General features: G+C 44.7%; 16 protein-coding genes. 5 read left to right on the forward strand and 11 right to left on the reverse strand.

The window, feature by feature from the left end; genetic code table 11:
- Positions 1–79 precede the first annotated feature (79 nt).
- The 3 genes from VCHENC03_RS28050 to VCHENC03_RS05885 form a co-directional block, all read right to left on the reverse strand.
- On the reverse strand, positions 80–265 hold the full coding sequence (locus tag VCHENC03_RS28050; protein ID WP_009707257.1) for a hypothetical protein: 186 nt from the start codon (positions 263–265) through the stop codon (positions 80–82).
- 230 nt (positions 266–495) lie between these two features.
- On the reverse strand, positions 496–849 hold the full coding sequence (locus VCHENC03_RS05890; protein WP_009707258.1) for a hypothetical protein: 354 nt from the start codon (positions 847–849) through the stop codon (positions 496–498).
- A gap of 10 nt (positions 850–859) precedes the next feature.
- Positions 860–1,933 (reverse strand): hypothetical protein, encoded by a 1,074-nt coding sequence (locus tag VCHENC03_RS05885; RefSeq protein ID WP_009707259.1) that lies wholly within the window; start codon positions 1,931–1,933, stop codon positions 860–862.
- A gap of 344 nt (positions 1,934–2,277) precedes the next feature.
- Between VCHENC03_RS05885 and VCHENC03_RS05880 the strand changes: the two genes are divergently transcribed.
- Entirely contained in the window at positions 2,278–3,084 is an 807-nt protein-coding gene (locus VCHENC03_RS05880; protein WP_009707260.1) for a hypothetical protein, read from the forward strand.
- An 85-nt stretch (positions 3,085–3,169) separates the two neighbouring features.
- On the opposite strand, the gene fadR is transcribed toward VCHENC03_RS05880, so the two are convergent.
- Positions 3,170–4,009, reverse strand: a complete 840-nt coding sequence (fadR, locus tag VCHENC03_RS05875; protein WP_009707261.1) for a fatty acid metabolism transcriptional regulator FadR — start codon at positions 4,007–4,009, stop codon at positions 3,170–3,172.
- 639 nt (positions 4,010–4,648) lie between these two features.
- Between fadR and nhaB the strand changes: the two genes are divergently transcribed.
- Both nhaB and dsbB read left to right on the forward strand, forming a co-directional pair.
- Positions 4,649–6,235, forward strand: a complete 1,587-nt coding sequence (nhaB, locus tag VCHENC03_RS05870) for a Na(+)/H(+) antiporter NhaB (protein ID WP_009707262.1) — start codon at positions 4,649–4,651, stop codon at positions 6,233–6,235.
- Positions 6,236–6,321: 86 nt separating this feature from the next.
- On the forward strand, positions 6,322–6,858 hold the full coding sequence (gene dsbB / locus VCHENC03_RS0126160; protein WP_032802976.1) for a disulfide bond formation protein DsbB: 537 nt from the start codon (positions 6,322–6,324) through the stop codon (positions 6,856–6,858).
- 83 nt (positions 6,859–6,941) lie between these two features.
- On the opposite strand, the gene VCHENC03_RS05865 is transcribed toward dsbB, so the two are convergent.
- On the reverse strand, positions 6,942–7,550 hold the full coding sequence (locus VCHENC03_RS05865) for an SEC-C metal-binding domain-containing protein (RefSeq protein WP_009707264.1): 609 nt from the start codon (positions 7,548–7,550) through the stop codon (positions 6,942–6,944).
- A 156-nt stretch (positions 7,551–7,706) separates the two neighbouring features.
- Here VCHENC03_RS05865 and dusC point away from each other — a divergent pair, with 156 nt between their 5' ends.
- Positions 7,707–8,666 (forward strand): tRNA dihydrouridine(16) synthase DusC, encoded by a 960-nt coding sequence (dusC, locus tag VCHENC03_RS05860; protein WP_009707266.1) that lies wholly within the window; start codon positions 7,707–7,709, stop codon positions 8,664–8,666.
- Between the two features lie 65 nt (positions 8,667–8,731).
- Here the strand turns inward: dusC and VCHENC03_RS05855 are convergent, their stop codons facing one another.
- From VCHENC03_RS05855 to yfbV, 6 genes are all read right to left on the reverse strand, one after another.
- The gene (locus tag VCHENC03_RS05855) at positions 8,732–10,192 is read right to left on the reverse strand and encodes a GGDEF domain-containing protein (RefSeq protein WP_009707267.1); all 1,461 of its coding nucleotides are present in this window, start codon (positions 10,190–10,192) and stop codon (positions 8,732–8,734) included.
- A gap of 114 nt (positions 10,193–10,306) precedes the next feature.
- Positions 10,307–12,133, reverse strand: a complete 1,827-nt coding sequence (gene malZ, locus VCHENC03_RS05850; RefSeq protein WP_009707268.1) for a maltodextrin glucosidase — start codon at positions 12,131–12,133, stop codon at positions 10,307–10,309.
- A 141-nt stretch (positions 12,134–12,274) separates the two neighbouring features.
- Positions 12,275–13,069 carry an ABC transporter ATP-binding protein gene (locus VCHENC03_RS05845; protein WP_009707269.1) on the reverse strand — a complete coding sequence of 265 codons (795 nt, stop codon included), beginning with the start codon at positions 13,067–13,069 and terminating at the stop codon, positions 12,275–12,277.
- On the reverse strand, positions 13,066–14,001 hold the full coding sequence (locus tag VCHENC03_RS05840) for an ABC transporter permease (protein WP_009707270.1): 936 nt from the start codon (positions 13,999–14,001) through the stop codon (positions 13,066–13,068). The genes VCHENC03_RS05845 and VCHENC03_RS05840 overlap by 4 nt, the downstream gene beginning before the upstream one ends.
- 55 nt (positions 14,002–14,056) lie before the next feature.
- Positions 14,057–15,022: an ABC transporter substrate-binding protein gene (locus VCHENC03_RS05835; protein WP_009707271.1), complete on the reverse strand. Its 966-nt coding sequence runs from the start codon at positions 15,020–15,022 to the stop codon at positions 14,057–14,059.
- 316 nt (positions 15,023–15,338) lie between these two features.
- Positions 15,339–15,791 (reverse strand): terminus macrodomain insulation protein YfbV, encoded by a 453-nt coding sequence (gene yfbV / locus VCHENC03_RS05830; RefSeq protein ID WP_005439638.1) that lies wholly within the window; start codon positions 15,789–15,791, stop codon positions 15,339–15,341.
- 345 nt (positions 15,792–16,136) lie between these two features.
- Here yfbV and VCHENC03_RS05825 point away from each other — a divergent pair, with 345 nt between their 5' ends.
- The gene (locus VCHENC03_RS05825; protein ID WP_005439639.1) at positions 16,137–17,333 is read left to right on the forward strand and encodes an acetate kinase; all 1,197 of its coding nucleotides are present in this window, start codon (positions 16,137–16,139) and stop codon (positions 17,331–17,333) included.
- Positions 17,334–17,353 lie beyond the last annotated feature (20 nt).

Genomic DNA, 17,353 nt, shown 5'->3' on the forward strand with positions numbered 1-17,353 from the left:
GAAAAAAGCCAACTGCTGGGGCAGTTGGCTTAGTGAAAAACTGTCAACGTATTTTAGGACGAGACAGAGAGAAAATTACTTAGTGCAACCTATACTCTTCCGGTCCCCAAGTAATGATCGCACCACACACAAGGAAAAGCATAAAGCTGATGCTTACAACATACGCAAGTACTCTATCAAACGTTGTTGCGTATTTTAGTATTAGTTGGTCATCCACAAGTGATACTTTAGCTGGCTTTCCTCGCATCAATACCGATGTGTACATGGGAAATCTAAACCCCCACCCATTTCTGTCCCAACCAAAAGGGTCATGACCATCTCGCAACATTTTTTTCTCAATCCGCTCTACCGATATACGAATAAAAAGCAAGGTACTCACTAGCCAAGTGCATCCAATAATCATGTTTACAATATCAAAATAAAACACTTTGCTCCCTAGAGCAGGATTTGGCCTTTCAATTAGGCTTGTACTCACCGTTCTACAGAGCCCTGCGCTTAACTGGTTTTCACTCTGTACTCTTCAGGCCCCAACCCCATTACTGCTCCCAAAGCAAGTGCCATCACGAAGCTTATTGTGACAATATACGCAAGCACTCGGTCAAAGACTGTCGCATACTTTAGAATAAGTTTGTCTTCTACCAGCGACACTTTCGCTGGTTTACCTCGCATCAACACTGAGGCGTACATAGGAAATCTAAAACCCCACCCATTTCTGTCCCAGCCAATTGGATCGTGACCATCCTGCAATATTTTTGCCTCAATCCGCTTTGCTGATACACGAATAAAAACCAATGTGCTCAGTAACCATGTCCAACCAACAATCATCACTATAAGATCGAAATAAAACACAATTACTCCTTTAAAACCAATTTACTTTAGAGCTAGTTTCATAGGTTTTTTCTGCTAAACCTTGCCCAAACCAATCACCCATTTTTGCAGCCGCATAGCCAGCCCCTAACCCAACACCAATAAGTACTACAATACCCAGTGGCCCCGCTGCTAACGCAATCCCCATACCTGCCGTTACAACTTTTGCGGTCGTCCAAGCCCCTGCAGCATTACTCGCTCCGAAGCCTGCGACTTCCATCACCGCTTTTTTTTGCCAATCTTTACCATTACTCTTCGCATTGCGAACGTTGTTGAATCTGACACCTGCATCTATGGCAATAATCTTTTTTCCAATAACATCAGAGCCAACCTCTAGTGCTCTAACAGAACGTATATTGGCAAGAGATGTGAGTTGAAGCTTACTTGAGTTCCTGCCGCTTTTAGCTATGTTTATTCCTCGTTCAGGGTTACTCCAGATATTGCCTTTACTACTTTTAACTCGACCCGAGTAATGAGTCAGTTCTTTTAGAAACTGCTTGTTTAAAGAGTCATGTGCGAACTTAACTTTGTTGCCTAGCTTCAGAAGTTCAGTTTTCTTGGCTCCACTTTTAGCAGCAAGTCGTACATTGATCAGGGCATTCTGATAGCTGAGCAACGCTTTACCAAACTTACTCATCCTAGCCTGTTTTTCATTGATCGCGGTTGCCGCAGCTCCAGCGGCGGTGTATTCATCCAACTTTCCGCCCATAACGGTATTAGTTGCATCTAAGAACGGCTTAATTTCTTTTTCATAGATGTATGCTATTGCCTGTAAGTTTTCATCGCCAAATTCGCTAGAAAGGTGGGCCACATTTCTTTTCGTTTCTTGAGACCAACTCTTCACTGTGTCAAGAGCGCATGCAATATCTGGCCTATCATTCCTAATTTTCTCTACGGAATTAGACGAATTATTACTTAGAATGAACGGAGTCCCTGCAGGGATAAAGGTGCCGAGTATATGCGGATTATCTTTTCTGAACTGGCTGTAGGCTGTTTTGTTTTTGACATCTACAGGTAACTTTGACTTTGGTGTTGTACTAAAGCAAATTTCAAGCGCGTTGGACAAAGTAATTCCCTCTGTTATTCACATAAACAACCCATAGCATATACAAATAGATCATCATTTAGCCTATCGGCATTGTGACTTGAATCGAGGGTTCCTGAGCAATTAAATGCAAATAGAAAACTTTGCGACTTTAGAACTAGCACTAATTTCATCCAATCCGGAAAGGTATACACAACTGCGATGTAATTTGACCAAATTCACACTTTTGGGGAGATTACGCACCAAATTCGTACAGCTCCTTTTTCACTACAAATATAAGCCATTGTTTTTATTAACTTTAACTATTGGCATCAAAACTGCTCTTTCATCGTTGCTAGGTCAAAAGCACTAACAAGGAGTTGGTTATGTTTGTTTTGATTTCTACTTTGATCTCGATTGCCATTCTGGCAGGGATCTATCACTTGGCTGCGAAGCGAGAAAAGCAACATGCTCGCAAATATCAATTACTCACCTTATTACGCGATGTGGTTCACCTACTGCGCCGTCACCGAGCGGTGACCCACTACTCTATCCAATACCAACAACATCATGAAAAAGAGATAGAGCAAATTCATCAGGAGTTAGGTTATAAACTGCATCAGCTCGTGGAAACTTCCCGCTTTGAGAACAAACCCATGTATCGCGTGCTGCAAATCAAAATCGATAAGTTGATGGAACAATGGCAGGACAACACGGTAGCGCGGAATCAGATGGAGCATGGCAAACTGATCCGTCATAGTTTGTTCTTAATGGATGAAGTTACCATCGCATGGCTCGCTATTGCCCAGAGAGATGAGTTGCATGACGAATACCATATGAACTGGCAAACCGTGATTGATAGCTTAGAAACGCTGACACAGCTCCGTATCAGCATTCAAGACATGCAAGACAGAGGTGGGCCTGAACGGATGAGAAATTACGCATCGGTAATGATTAGGAGGCTTAATCAATTGGCAGTAATTAGCCCCTTGAGCGTTGCCTCTCCGATGTCTGCTAGGTCGATTCAATCTCTAAATGAATATATAGAAGGTGAAGTATTGTCACTGAGTGAAGAGGAGTTATACGACATTACCTCCGACTTGTCCCTTACTGTGTTCAATACCTATGATCAAATGCTCTCAGACATCATAGAAACCCTTTACCTACCGTTACCCAGACTGTCCTTAGCCTAAACCGAGCTTCGGAAAAGCAAACACAAAAAAACCGCAGGGTGATACCTGCGGTTTTTATATGAAATCGTTGGACTTCAACAATCGATTAGCTGTCGTCTTCTGTGAAGTTCGTTGGCAGCTGTTGTTTCATCTCATTCCAGATTTGTGCACTTTCCATACCGTAATGACGAATCACAACGGGAAGTTGCTCACGCTGGCCTGTTTCACAGGTTTCGAGAAGCTGGCGGTAAAAGCGCAGTGCTAAATCACGCGATGCAGGGTTCGAGAAGTAGTAACTACCTACACGGTCGTATAGCTTTCTCAAGCCGTTAAAAATCAAACCGTAGATCTGGTTGCCTGAGTGGAACGCCAAACGTTGGAACAGCATGTAGTCGTAGAAGTTGAACGTCTTAGCAATCAGAATTTCGTGACGCTTGGCTTCATCCTTCTCGTTGTCTTCTTTCACACTTTGCAGAATTTTGTCTGCGTATGGAGATGCTGCAATAAAGTCATCCCATGAAGGTGCTTTCACTAGCGCTTCACATGAGTCGATAACATTTTGAATAGTACGCTCAGACGCCTCTTTATTCGCTTTAAACGCGTAACGCATAAAGATTGGGCTGATGTTAGTACGTGCAGCAAGCAAGTCTTCCACAATGTTCGTTGCGTTATCAACATCAAGTGTCATCAGTGTATCCAAAATATGCAGACCTGATGTCTCCATGAATTGGTTCACTTTAGTTGGCTTACCGTGCTGGATGGTCAACCAACCGTCGCGCGCAAGGCGCTGAAGCACTTCACGTAAAGTCGTACGGGTAACACCAATAAGTTCAGATAGCTCACGTTCAGCGGGTAATATTGAGCCAGGTGGAAAACGGCCGTTCCAAATGCTCTCGATTATGTATTTTTCTGCGAAACCCGCAGGGCTTTTAGCCTTAATGACCATTCTGTTTTTATCCAATATTGATTTCTAAGGGTCGATGCGACTCATCATACCACTACTTAACGATTTGCGAAAATTAACGATCAACAAATGAAACGAAATCTCAATATAGAGTTAATACTCTACATATATCCTTAATTTAAAACCCTAATCACTTGGAACCAAACGCGCAAAATTTATATTTTGCAAAAATTGGAACAGCCACAAACTCACGGAAAATAAAGCCTACCCCGTCACATTTTTCTGCTCAAAATATGCAAAATAAATTTGTGTTTTACGATTAATATTCTTTCTTAATTTATCTTTTCTCGTAATTGACTTTGTTTTAAATTCCAAGGTGATTTTTTTTAATCTTTTCGTGGTATAGTAACGCCGTTTTGATCGCGTTATTACAAATAAAAAGCAGTTTTAGTCGGCAGCATCACGTTTTGTTATTGACTATAAAATGCCGAGGTGTAGAGTTGCGGTCGAAAGTGAGCGGTGCTTAAGTTCAGGGGAAGTAACTTGGCAAGACTACAGTAAAACAATGGATTGTTGTTTTTCTAAGTTATTGTTTTAAAAGACTAGATAATAAGTCTAACAAACAGATACTTAAGCACTATTGTAGTGTCTATTCATAATTTTGTTATAAAGAGAATTATCATGCCGATGTCGCTCGGAAATGCCTTTATCAAGAACTTCCTTGGTAAAGCGCCTGATTGGTACAAAGTTGCCATTATAGCCTTCCTAATTATTAACCCGATTGTATTCTTCCTAATTGACCCATTTGTTGCAGGTTGGTTGCTAGTAGCGGAATTTATTTTCACGCTAGCAATGGCGCTGAAGTGTTACCCACTTCAACCCGGCGGTTTGCTTGCAATTGAAGCGGTTGCTATCGGTATGACTAGCCCTGCACAGGTGAAGCACGAGCTGGTAGCGAATATCGAAGTACTTCTACTGTTGGTATTCATGGTTGCGGGTATCTACTTTATGAAACAGCTTCTGCTGTTCATTTTTACAAAGATCCTGCTTGGTATTCGTTCGAAAACGTTACTTTCACTCGCATTCTGTTTCGCAGCGGCGTTTTTGTCAGCATTCTTGGACGCGCTGACCGTTATTGCCGTTGTAATCAGTGTTGCAGTTGGTTTCTACTCGATTTACCACAAAGTGGCTTCTGGAAACCCTATCGGTGACCACGACCACACTCAAGATGACACCATCACTGAGCTAACGCGTGATGACCTAGAGAACTACCGCGCATTCCTACGTTCATTGTTAATGCACGCAGGTGTTGGTACAGCACTAGGTGGCGTCACTACCATGGTTGGTGAACCGCAGAACTTGATCATCGCTGACCAAGCGGGCTGGTTCTTCGGTGAGTTCTTAATTCGTATGTCTCCAGTAACTTTGCCAGTATTCATCTGTGGCTTGATCACTTGTGTGGTTGTAGAGAAGCTAAAAGTGTTTGGCTACGGCGCTCAACTGCCTGACAACGTGCGCCAAATCCTAGTCGATTTCGACCGTGAAGAACGCAAGACTCGTACTAACCAAGACGTAGCGAAACTTTGGGTTCAAAGCCTTATCGCTGTTTGGTTGATTGCCGCACTTGCACTTCACTTAGCAGCTGTTGGCCTGATTGGTCTTTCTGTAATTATCCTAGCGACTTCGTTTACTGGTGTTATCGAAGAGCACTCGATGGGTAAAGCGTTTGAAGAGGCTCTGCCATTTACAGCACTACTTGCTGTGTTCTTCGCAGTGGTTGCCGTTATCATCGACCAAGAGCTATTCAAACCTGTTATCGATGCAGTACTTGCTGTTGAAGATAAGGGCGCTCAACTTGCTCTGTTCTATGTTGCTAATGGTCTGCTTTCGATGGTTTCGGATAACGTATTCGTGGGCACAGTTTACATTAACGAAGTGAAGACAGCGCTTATTGAAGGCCTTATCACTCGTGAACAGTTCGACCTACTAGCCGTTGCAATCAACACAGGTACTAACCTACCTTCAGTTGCAACGCCAAACGGCCAAGCTGCGTTCCTATTCCTACTGACATCAGCACTAGCACCTTTGATTCGTCTATCATACGGTCGCATGGTTATCATGGCGCTTCCTTACACGGTTGTATTAGCGCTTGTTGGCTTGATGGGCATCATGTTCTTCCTAGAACCAGCAACAGCATTCTTCTACGATGCGGGCTGGATTGTGCCAAGTAGTGGTGATCTAACTCCAGTTGTGTCAGGTGGACACTAAAAATTTGAGTTGATTAGGAAACTTATCCAAGTTAAAAAGCTCTGAGTAATCAGAGCTTTTTTATATTTTCAGACAGGATTGTAACCGTGAGTATTTTTGCATCACTTAACCAGTTTTCGAAGGGACGCTTATCTTGGCTCCTACTCCTTTTGGCCATCGTCTTTTTTGAAGCTTGTGCCCTATTCTTTCAACACGTCATGATGCTAGCACCGTGTGTTATGTGTATCTATGAACGTGTCGCTATGATGGGAATTGGTGTCGCGGCAATGATTGGTCTTGTTGCACCAAACAACCCTCTCGTGCGCTGGATAGCGTTAGCTGCATGGGGAGCAAGTGCTTATAAAGGTTTGATGCTGGCGATGCAGCACGTCGACTATCAGTTCAACCCATCACCGTTCGCAACGTGTGATTTATTCGTGACTTTCCCAAGCTGGGCACCACTTAACCAATGGGCGCCTTGGATGTTCGAAGCGTATGGCGACTGTGCGAAGATTGTTTGGCAATTCTTTGGCCTTTCAATGCCTCAGTGGTTGGTTGTCATCTTCGCAGGTAACTTGGTTGCACTTGCATTCATCGTGATTGCTCAGTTCTTTAGTGGTAAGCGTAAAAATCCAATTCAGTAATCGGTAATAACTTTTCACGCTGAATACCGATCAAGTAGATCAAAAAAGCCGACCACAAGGTCGGCTTTTTATTTATATTGCAATTACTTACCGCAACACTGTTTGAACTTCTTACCACTTTCACAAGGACAAGGGTCGTTACGGCCAACGTCTTTAAACGGGTTCAAGCTCTTAGATTTTTTACCTACCATCAATTCATCAGCACCAAGCGCTACTTCGTTGATCATGAGATCAAGTTGATCCACCAAATCGGCTAATGCTGGCGGGTTCTCAATACCTGCATCACGCATTTGCTGTTGCGTTTGCTCTTCATCAATCGCCAACATCATGGTGGTCAATAATGCTTGCAACATACGCTCTAGGCCGTCGTTGAGCACAACATCGTGCCATTGCTCTTCAATCATTGGCCACACAGACATAAAGCCTTCAGCAAAGTCTGCTAGTTGCTCTGCATCACTATTAGTCAGCGCAAGAATCGAGTACTCATTACGCAGAATGTAGTTATGCTGTTTGTGAATCTGCTCTTCAACGGCTGGCTGAATGGCTTTAAAACCTTCACCAAGTAGTGGCTCTAGCCAGCTTTCTGGTGTTAGCGGTTTTGTCATCAGGTTTGCAGCAAATACTGCACCTTCCAAAAACAGTGAAGATTCGTCTAGCTGAACTTCACCTTTCTCAATTAATGTGTATTGCATGACATCTGGTTTCCCATGAATTTGGCGGCATTATACCCTAGAGCTAATAAGATGCTAGTTGATGTCGCTCGATGCTGATGAGTCTTTTAATGACAAACTTCACTCACATCGCTACAATCGCCCTCCTTTTTACCACCAAACTGTATTAGGCAAGCTATGCGAGTTGTATTAGGCCCGATGGAAGGCGTTTTGGACCATTTGATGCGCCAAATCCTGACCGAGATAAACGACTATGATCTGTGTGTGACAGAGTTTGTTCGAGTCATCGATCAGCTGTTACCTGATCACGTATTCCATCGTCTGTGTCCTGAGCTTCTTCAAGGCTCACAAACTGCATCTGGCGTACCTGTTCACGTACAGTTACTTGGTCAAGAACCAAATTGGATGGCAGAAAACGCAATCAAAGCCGCTGAGCTTGGTGCGCGCGGTATCGACCTTAACTTCGGCTGCCCGGCTCGCTTGGTGAACAAGAGTAAAGGTGGCGCGGCACTTCTTCAGCATCCAGAACTGATTCATAACGTGGTAAAAGCGTGTCGTGACGCTGTTCCAAACGATATTCCTGTGAGCGCTAAAATTCGTCTTGGATGGGAAAACCCTGAAGACTGCTTTGAGATTGTTGATGCCATTCAATCTGCTGGCGCAAACGAACTGACGGTTCATGCCCGTACAAAACAAGGCGGCTACAAAGCCTCTGAAATCAAGTGGGAATACATCACCCAAATCCGTGAACGTTTTGACATTCCATTAATCGCGAATGGCGAAATTTGGAACTACGAAGATGGTCAACGTTGTATCGAAACCACAGGCGTTGATTCCCTGATGGTGTGTCGCGGTGCATTCAATATTCCAAATCTGGGTAATATGGTGAAATACAATCATAAGCCAATGGTTTGGGCAGAAGTCGTCGAACTACTGATTTACTACTCTCAGTTTGAAATGAAAGGTGACAAAGGTTTGTACTATCCGAACCGCGTAAAACAGTGGTTCTCTTACTTACGCCAAGCTTACCCAGAAGCAAATGACCTGTTCCGTGAGATCCGCACGTTCAACAAAGCGGCACCAATCGTTGAGCACATTCAGCGTTATCGTGATGAATTGCAGTCTCGCGTCGCGTAAAGCAAGTTAAAGCAGTTTTAAAGATCAAAAAAGGGCGATGAATTCGCCCTTTTTTGATCTACTACTTAGTAGCAAATCTTGTTCTTACCGGTGCTCTTTGCTTCATAGAGCTTTTCATCGGCTACTTTGAACAGTTCGTCAAAGCTTTCTAATTGAGAAGAAGACTTGAACTCGACACCGCCTGATACTGTAAAACCACCAGCAACCACCCTTTTCGAGCTTTTACTAATCGCATTTCTTACTCGCTCCAATATACGCAGCATGCTATCGAAATCTTCATCGTAGATGGCAAGAACAAACTCTTCACCACCAAAACGCGATGCCACATCCGAATGACGAATATTGTCACGAATACACTTAGCCACAAGACGAATGGCATCATCACCGACATCATGCCCATAGGTATCGTTGATCGCTTTAAAATCATCGATATCAAAAACGGCAAGCGCGACGTGCTTCTTGGTCATTTTGTTGCGCCATACCGCTTGCATGCCACGTCGGTTGAGTAAACCCGTCATCGGATCTTTCGCCGCCAACTCTTTGAAGTAACGGCGCTCTGTTTGAGTATTGACCAAGAACAGAGCAACGGTACTTAATACATAGATAAAGAATGCAACCGCAACGCTGTATTTCTCGAACGCCAACAGATTCTTGAACTCGCTCCACAGGTTGTATTCGTAATAAATGCTGTGGTCAGCACTTAAACGGTCGTGCTCCACAGGTTGAATTCGCATTGCGTTTTGAGGTATCGGCGTGACGTTAGAAATGATATGCAGCTTACCCGCGAGATTCTCATTGGTCTTAAGTAGTTCATCAACATCAAAATCAATGGATAGAACCCCTTGATGAACAGCCTTCTCATAAATAGGTACTGTCAAGCTGATGACTTGACCATCACGACGAGCCAGCATTGGCGCAGGACCTGACATGGTGACTTTTACGGTTTCTTGAGCTGTTTTTTGCCAAAATGGTCGCGCTTTTAGCGTATTCCATAGCTCTTGGGAAAAGTTTTCAGCATAGGTATCTGGCGATGAGATAACGTAGCCACGCTGGTCGATATAGTGGATACCTATAATGTGCGATTCAATATCGTGCAAAAACGACAATGACGGCGCAAAACCCGCTTTCTTTTCTGCCAAATTAAACAGAGCGGAGCCTTGCTCACATAATTCTTTTTGACCAACAATCATGTAATCCAGTTCGACCGCAGGTAAACCTCCCGAATGTTTGTTTTCTAAAAGCAATACGTCAATGGGCCATACGTAACACATGCCATTTCTTATCATATGGTTGTGTTCTTGAAACAAAGGATGGGCTGGATTTGAATAATTAACAAAGCTGTAGTCTAAAGCGGTAAGCACTTTAATCGCTCGGTTCAACGCACGATCAATCTGCGCATACTCCAACGTGATGTAACGATTCATCGCATCGTAATAGTTCTTCGCAGTCACGATCATAACTGCGACAAACAAAAATAGAGGGAAGAAGATGACAAACTTGAGGCTAAATCGCCTTTTATTACCCATTGAACACCATTGGCTTTTAATAATTTCAACCCTTCGAAAGTACTGATTATCGAAGGGCTATTTATAGTTTTTCACTTATGTATTCATAAATTTTAATAAATAAGGCATCAGGTGTCACTTCACTTGCCATATTTTGCAGTTCAATGCTGGGATATTGACAGAAAAATGACGTTCAGCCACCTCGACTTCACCTTTGTCTAATATTTGATGCAAGTGTGTTGCATTTAAGCCAAGTTGCCATAAAGGCAGGTTAACATTTTGTTCGTATTTACTTAGGTTAAATGCCACAACTATTGTTTCTTCTTTCCATTGTCGAGCGTATACCATGGCCTGCTCATCACAGTGGAGCCATTGCAGACTACCGGACTGTAGCGCCTTGTATTGCTTGCGAATTCTTATCCAGTCACGATATAAAGGCAGCCAATCAGACTCAGCAACCTGCTCCCACGGGAAGCAACGGCGGTTGTCAGGATCAAGCCCACCTTCTAATCCCACTTCACTCCCGTAATAGAGGCAAGGCGTACCTATGTAAGTCATGAGTAAAGCCAGTGCGATTCGCATTTTTTCGTTATCGCCGTCTAAAAGCGTCAGAAAACGGGCGGTATCATGACTATCTAACTGATTAAGCTGAGACAATTGGTTTGCAAATGGGACTTTGGCTCGCGCCTCATCCATCCACTCTTTAAAATCTAACGCATCGATGTCAATTGGGTCATACATGATGTCTTTCTTAGCAATCAGAGCACGGACTGGATGAGCAAAACCGTAATAGTTCATTGCGCCATCTTCTTGCCCACCTTGTAACCATTGTGTTGCCTCAAAGAAATGCTCACCTAACACATAAGCATTAGGGTTGACCGCCTTGGTTGCTTTACGGAACGCTTCCACATAGTGCGCATTGTTTTTTGCGCCATCGCCTTCACCCAACATATGAATAACGTCAAAGCGCCAACCATCGACAGAATATGGTGGTTTGAGCCAGTGTTTAATCACCGCCTCTTCACCTTGGTAGATGTGATCGCGAACTCGCTCGTTCTCAAAGTTCAGAACCGGTAAATTGCCAATGCCTTTCCAGCCAATGTAATTGTTGGTTTGTCCCTCGAAGAAGTAATAGTCGCGGAAGTCCGAGTCCGGATTGCCATAAGCCCCCTGACCTTCTTGTTTAATATCGAACCATGGATGATGAACGGACGTGTGGTTAAATACGGCATCCAAGACAATCTTCATCTGTTTGCCATGAATTTGCGCACACAGCTGCGCAAACTGTTCATTAGTGCCAAACATAGGATCAATATTAAGGTAGTCTTTCGTATCGTACTTATGGTTGCTTGGCGCCGTGAAGATAGGATTGAAATACAACGCCGTCACGCCTAAGTCATCTAAGTAATCGAGTTTCTCTTCAACGCCTTTTAAATCGCCGCCGAAGAACTCGCGTGCGCCCGTATTTTGATGAGAACCTACTGCCTCTCCCCAAGATTTGACCACGGTATCTGGGTCGTATTGCGCGTAAGCATTTCGAATTGCTTGCTCATCTTGGCTAGCTGCAAAACGGTCTGGGAAGATTTGATAGAAGACTTGTTCTTGCAACCAGCTCGGTGGTTGAGACTGCGTGTTCAGCTTAAAGTGGAATTCTTTCGGTGGCATACGTTTATGTACACCTCTGTCATCTAACCAAAATTGCTGATTGCCTTTGATGAGCTTGAATACATAATGAGTGACATCACGATCTCGGTTCGCCGCGAACTGCGCTTGCCATAGTTGAAGTTCACCAGCCTTGCCGCGAGGTAGCATCTCAATCAGATATTCTTCGTTGTCAGGCTCACAGCGTACATGCACGCTATCAAACTTAACGTTTTCAGTTTTCAGAGTGACGGTTAGCAGTTCACCATCAAATACAAGGCCATCTTCGGTCTGGCTATGGAAGATAAATGGAAGGGTCATGGTAAGTGCTCTTAGTATTGAAATATTCCGCTATTTTAATAAAGAGTATTTACCGAAAAATCCTCCTTTCGACATTGCCTTAGATGCAATTTTCTCAAGGAGGATCACGTTTGGTAGGCGTAGTTTTGCTCTTTCTTTAAGTTAGCTCAGCAACAAGCTGTCATCTGCCAACTCTTCACCACGCACTTTAGAGAACATTTCTAGTAAGTCCGGGACTTGCATATTGGCACGCTGCTCACCTGCGACATCAAGAACAATCTCACCTTGGTGCAGCATGACCGTTCTGTCACCGCAAGCCAGCGCGTCTTTCATTGAGTGCGTCACCATCATCACTGTGAGGTTGAACTCGCTGACGATACGTTTGGTTAGATCGATAACAAAAGCCGCCATGCGCGGATCTAACGCAGCGGTGTGCTCATCTAACAACAACAGCTTACTGTCTGATAGTGTTGCCATGACCAAACTCACCGCTTGTCGTTGTCCGCCGGAGAGCAACCCAATACTGTCCCCAAGGCGATCCTCAAGCCCTAACCCAAGAATGCTAATGCGCTCTTGGAAAAGCTTACGACGTTGAGAAGAGAGCGCCATTCCCCAACCACGACGCTTACCTCGCATGTAAGCTAACGCCATGTTTTCTTCGATAGACAAATCCCCACAAGTGCCCGCTAACGGGTCTTGGAATACACGAGCACATTGAGTCGCTCGTTGCGCCACGGTTTTCCGGGTTACGTCTTGCCCATCAATGATCACCTGACCACCAATCATCGGGGTTTCCCCTGTCACCGCCCCGAGCAAGGTCGATTTCCCTGCGCCATTGGAGCCAATAACGGTGAGAAACTGATGTTCAGGAACTTCTAACGAGACACCTTTCAAGGCTCTGTTTTCCAAAATGGTTCCGGGATTAAAGGTCACTTGGATGTTGTTTAATTCAATCATAGCGCCTCCCCTGAACCATTTTTTGATGCGGCTTGTTTCGCACTGGTCGCGCGTTGCTTCGCTTTCATGCTCTGTTTCAGTTTTGGCGCTATCAACGCCACAGCAACGAGCACAGCCGTCACTAAGTTTAAATCCGATGCTTGTAGACCAAACATGCCGGAGCTCAACGCAAAGGCAACAGCCAGACGGTAAAGCACTGAGCCGATAATTACCGCACAAACCGCAACCCAGATTTTACGCCCTGGTATCAGAGTTTGGCCGAGGATAACTGCAGCTAAACCAACTACGATCGTACCCACACCAGAAGTGACATCAGCAAAGCTGTTGGTTTGAGCAAATAGAGCGCCAGCAAAACCAACAAAACCATTAGAAAGCGCGAGGCCAAAGTAGGTGTAAAAAGCCGTACTTGCTCCTTGTGCCGCCACCATTCGAGCGTTCACCCCTGTCGCTCTTAGCCCTAAACCAAAGTCACTGTTGAGGAGACGTACGACAAACAAAGCAGAGAGCAATACTAGTACACCGACAACCAGCGGCCGGATGTACATAGAATCTCCCATGGCTTCAAACGGAGTAAGAATGGTGTCTTCCCCTAGAAGAGCCATATTGGGCTTACCCATGATGCGAATATTGATAGAGAACGCCGCAATCATGGTGAGAATAGAAGCCAATAGGTGGAGAATGCCGCATCGAACCGCAAGAAAAGCGGTCACCCACCCAGTCATCCCACCAGCAATCACAGCCATTCCGGTTGCGATCCAAGGGTTGATGCCGGCGACGATTGCAGTCGCAGCAACAGCGGCTCCCATAGGGAAACTGCCGTCAACACTTAAGTCAGGAAAATCAAGAACACGAAACGTAAGGTAAACGCCCAAAGCCACTAAGCCGTAAATGAGGCCAATTTCGAGCGCACCAAAAAAAGCAAATGCAGACATAACTGCTCCTTTCTGCACAAATCAGGTCGGCATTACTCCGACCTGAACGTCACTCTTACTGCATGCTGGTCGCACGTTTTACAACTGAACTTGGTAACTGGATACCAAGCTTAGTGGCCGCTCCTTCATTCACAACAAGGTCTGAGCCCGTTGCGACTTTTACGTCTAGCTTGCCCGGCTCTTGTCCTTCCAAAATAGCCGCAACATACTCAGCGGTCTGAACACCGACTTGGTAGTAGTCAAAGCCCAAGCTCGCTATCGCGCCTTTTTCTACATAAGACGTCGCGCCACCAAATACTGGTTTCTTAGCTTGGTTTGCAGCCACGATCATACCCTCTATCGCACTGGCTACCGTGTTGTCTGTCGGTGCGTAAATCACATCTGATTTAGCAGCAATGGCTTGGGTCGCGGATTGAACATCAGCGCTTTTCAGAGCCGTCGCTTCAACCACTTTAAGTCCATTTGCTTCTGCACTCTCTTTTAACAGTTGCACCAAAGTCACTGCATTGGCTTCACCAGGGTTGTAGACCACGCCAATGGATTTCGCTTCTGGCAAAATCTCTTGAATCAAAGCAACATGTTGAGCAACCGGAGACAAATCAGAAAGACCCGTCACATTTTTGCCTGGCTGATGCATGGATTTCACAAGCTTTGCGCCCACCGGATCCGTTACCGCAGTAAACACCACTGGAATAGAACGCGTTGCGGACACCAAAGCTTGAGCCGATGGTGTGGCAATACCCACTAGCACATCAGGACTCTCCCCCACATACTGACGCGCAATCTGTACTGCTATAGCTGGGTTACCTTGTGCGGTTTTGTAGTCAAATTCTAGGTTCTTCCCTTGCTCATATCCTTTCGCTTTCAAGCCATCTAATAAGCCTTGGCGAGTCGCGTCGAGCGCTGGGTGCTCCACGATTTGTGAAACAGCAACCGTCGCAGTGTTAGCAAGCACATTAGCTGAGGAAAAAACCGTGGTCGCGGCAAGAATAGCAGTGGCGAGTAAACGTTTCGTTTTCATCATGACTCCTTGATGTATCTTCGTCCTTGAACTGAAAGCCTCATCGAAAATGAATGCTCAACAGAAATAATGCGGAAGATGGGATGTTGTGTTTATTGCTGCGCACTTTTTGTGCATCTAATTGTCATTATTAACGCTAAGTGTTGGGAAAGAAAAGCAAGATTTAACAACAAAGTAACATTTGTGATCTCGCAATCGGTACGAGAGGCGGTTATTGCAAACTAAGATAAGGGCGAAAAGTCATGTTGCGGGCATAAAAAATGGAGTGGCTAGAAAGCACACTCCATTTCAATGAGTTAATTGTAGATTTGAGGAGTTAGAACCAACGCTCTAATGCAGTCTTATCCAACTGACGGAACGCTCGGTTTAGGATCACCGCAAGTTCTTTGTATCTTGGACGAGCTTTTGCTGGCTCAAGTGCAAATCCTGACTCTGTGATTTTTTGGTGCAGCTCGCGATACCAAGAGGCCAGCGCTGGCGGCAATTTGGTGTTGGAGCGACTGCCTAACCACCACATACCTTGCAGCGGCATGCTGATTGCGAACAGCGCAACTACGATCGCTTGAGGAAGTGCGTCGTAGTTATTAAATGCCATTTGAGTGAGCACACCGATCGCGGCGACCGCTGGCATCACTTTAATGCCAAAGCGCGTTGCTTTAATAATGCGTTGTTCGGGAAAAATGGCGTTCAGCTCTTTACGAACCGGCCAGATCTCCATGTAACTTTGGCCGTCTTTCAGGCTATGGATCAATCCGACTTGTTTGCTCATACCGCTCTCTCACTAAAAAATAGTTGAACATTTCAACTGAAGGCGCAAAAAATTGATGAAAGTTAATATTCTTTCAAAATTTTTTTGTTATCATTACCTATTATCGCTATCCTTTGCAGACCCTCAATCTCATTGTTGCTGTTATTTACAATTTAAGCAACTCCGAGATTTTATTCTGCACGGATCGCTTCATAGTGGTGGATGGGTTCATCACTATTCATTTATACGGAATTAGAACAATTTTTGACCAAGATTAGTGCGCACCCTTGGCGGTATCGTCTATTCTTGTGATTAATTTTTCATCCTTTAACTGATTTTGATCAGACGAATAACAGGTAGTCACACATGTCTAAGCTAGTTTTAGTTTTAAACTGCGGTAGTTCTTCTCTTAAATTTGCTGTTGTTGATGCAGAAACAGGTGCAGAGCACCTATCAGGTCTTGCTGAATGTCTTCACCTTCCTGAAGCACGTATCAAGTGGAAACTTGACGGTAAACACGAAGCTCAACTAGGTAACGGTGCAGCACACGAAGAAGCACTAGCGTTCATGGTTGAAACTATTCTTGCTTCTAAGCCAGAGCTTAAAGCTAACCTAGGCGCTATCGGTCACCGTATCGTACACGGTGGTGAGCAGTTCACTCAATCTGCACTAATCACTGATGACGTACTAAAAGGTATTCAAGACGCTGCGACTTTCGCACCGCTTCACAACCCAGCGCACATCATCGGTATCGAAGCTGCTAAGCACAACTTCCCTGAGCTTCAAAACGTTGCTGTATTCGACACTGCGTTCCACCAAACTATGCCTGAAGAGTCTTTCCTATACGCTCTTCCATACAAACTATACAAAGAGCACGGTATCCGTCGTTACGGCATGCACGGTACTTCACACCTATTCATCACTCGTGAAGTTGCAGGCCTACTAAACAAGCCAGTTGAAGAAGTAAACATCATCAACTGTCACCTAGGTAACGGTGCTTCTGTTTGTGCAATCAAGAACGGTAAATCTGTAGACACTTCTATGGGTCTTACTCCTCTTGAAGGTCTAGTAATGGGTACTCGTTGTGGTGATATCGACCCAGCTATCGTATTCCACCTACACGACGCTCTAGGTTACTCTGTTGAAGAAATCAACAACATGCTAACTAAAGAGTCTGGTCTTGCTGGTCTAACTGAAGTGACTTCTGACTGTCGTTTCGTTGAAGACAACTACGGTGAGAAAGAAGAAGCAACTCGCGCAATGGACGTGTTCTGTCACCGTCTAGCTAAGTACGTAGCTGGTTACACTGCTTCTATGGAAGGTCGTCTAGACGCAATCACTTTCACTGGCGGTATCGGCGAGAACTCTGGTCCTATCCGTGAAATGGTTCTAAACCGTCTAGGTATCTTCGGTATCGAAGTTGATGGTGAAGCTAACCTTAAAGCACGTTTCGGCGGCGAAGGTACTATCACTACAGCTAACAGCCGTATCCCAGCAATGGTTATCTCTACTAACGAAGAGCTAGTAATTGCTGAAGACACTGCACGCCTAGCAGGTCTTTAATAGATTTAACTGGCTAGCCA

It is taken from the genome of Vibrio sp. HENC-03 (genome assembly GCF_000305755.2).
Classification (GTDB): domain Bacteria; phylum Pseudomonadota; class Gammaproteobacteria; order Enterobacterales; family Vibrionaceae; genus Vibrio; species Vibrio owensii.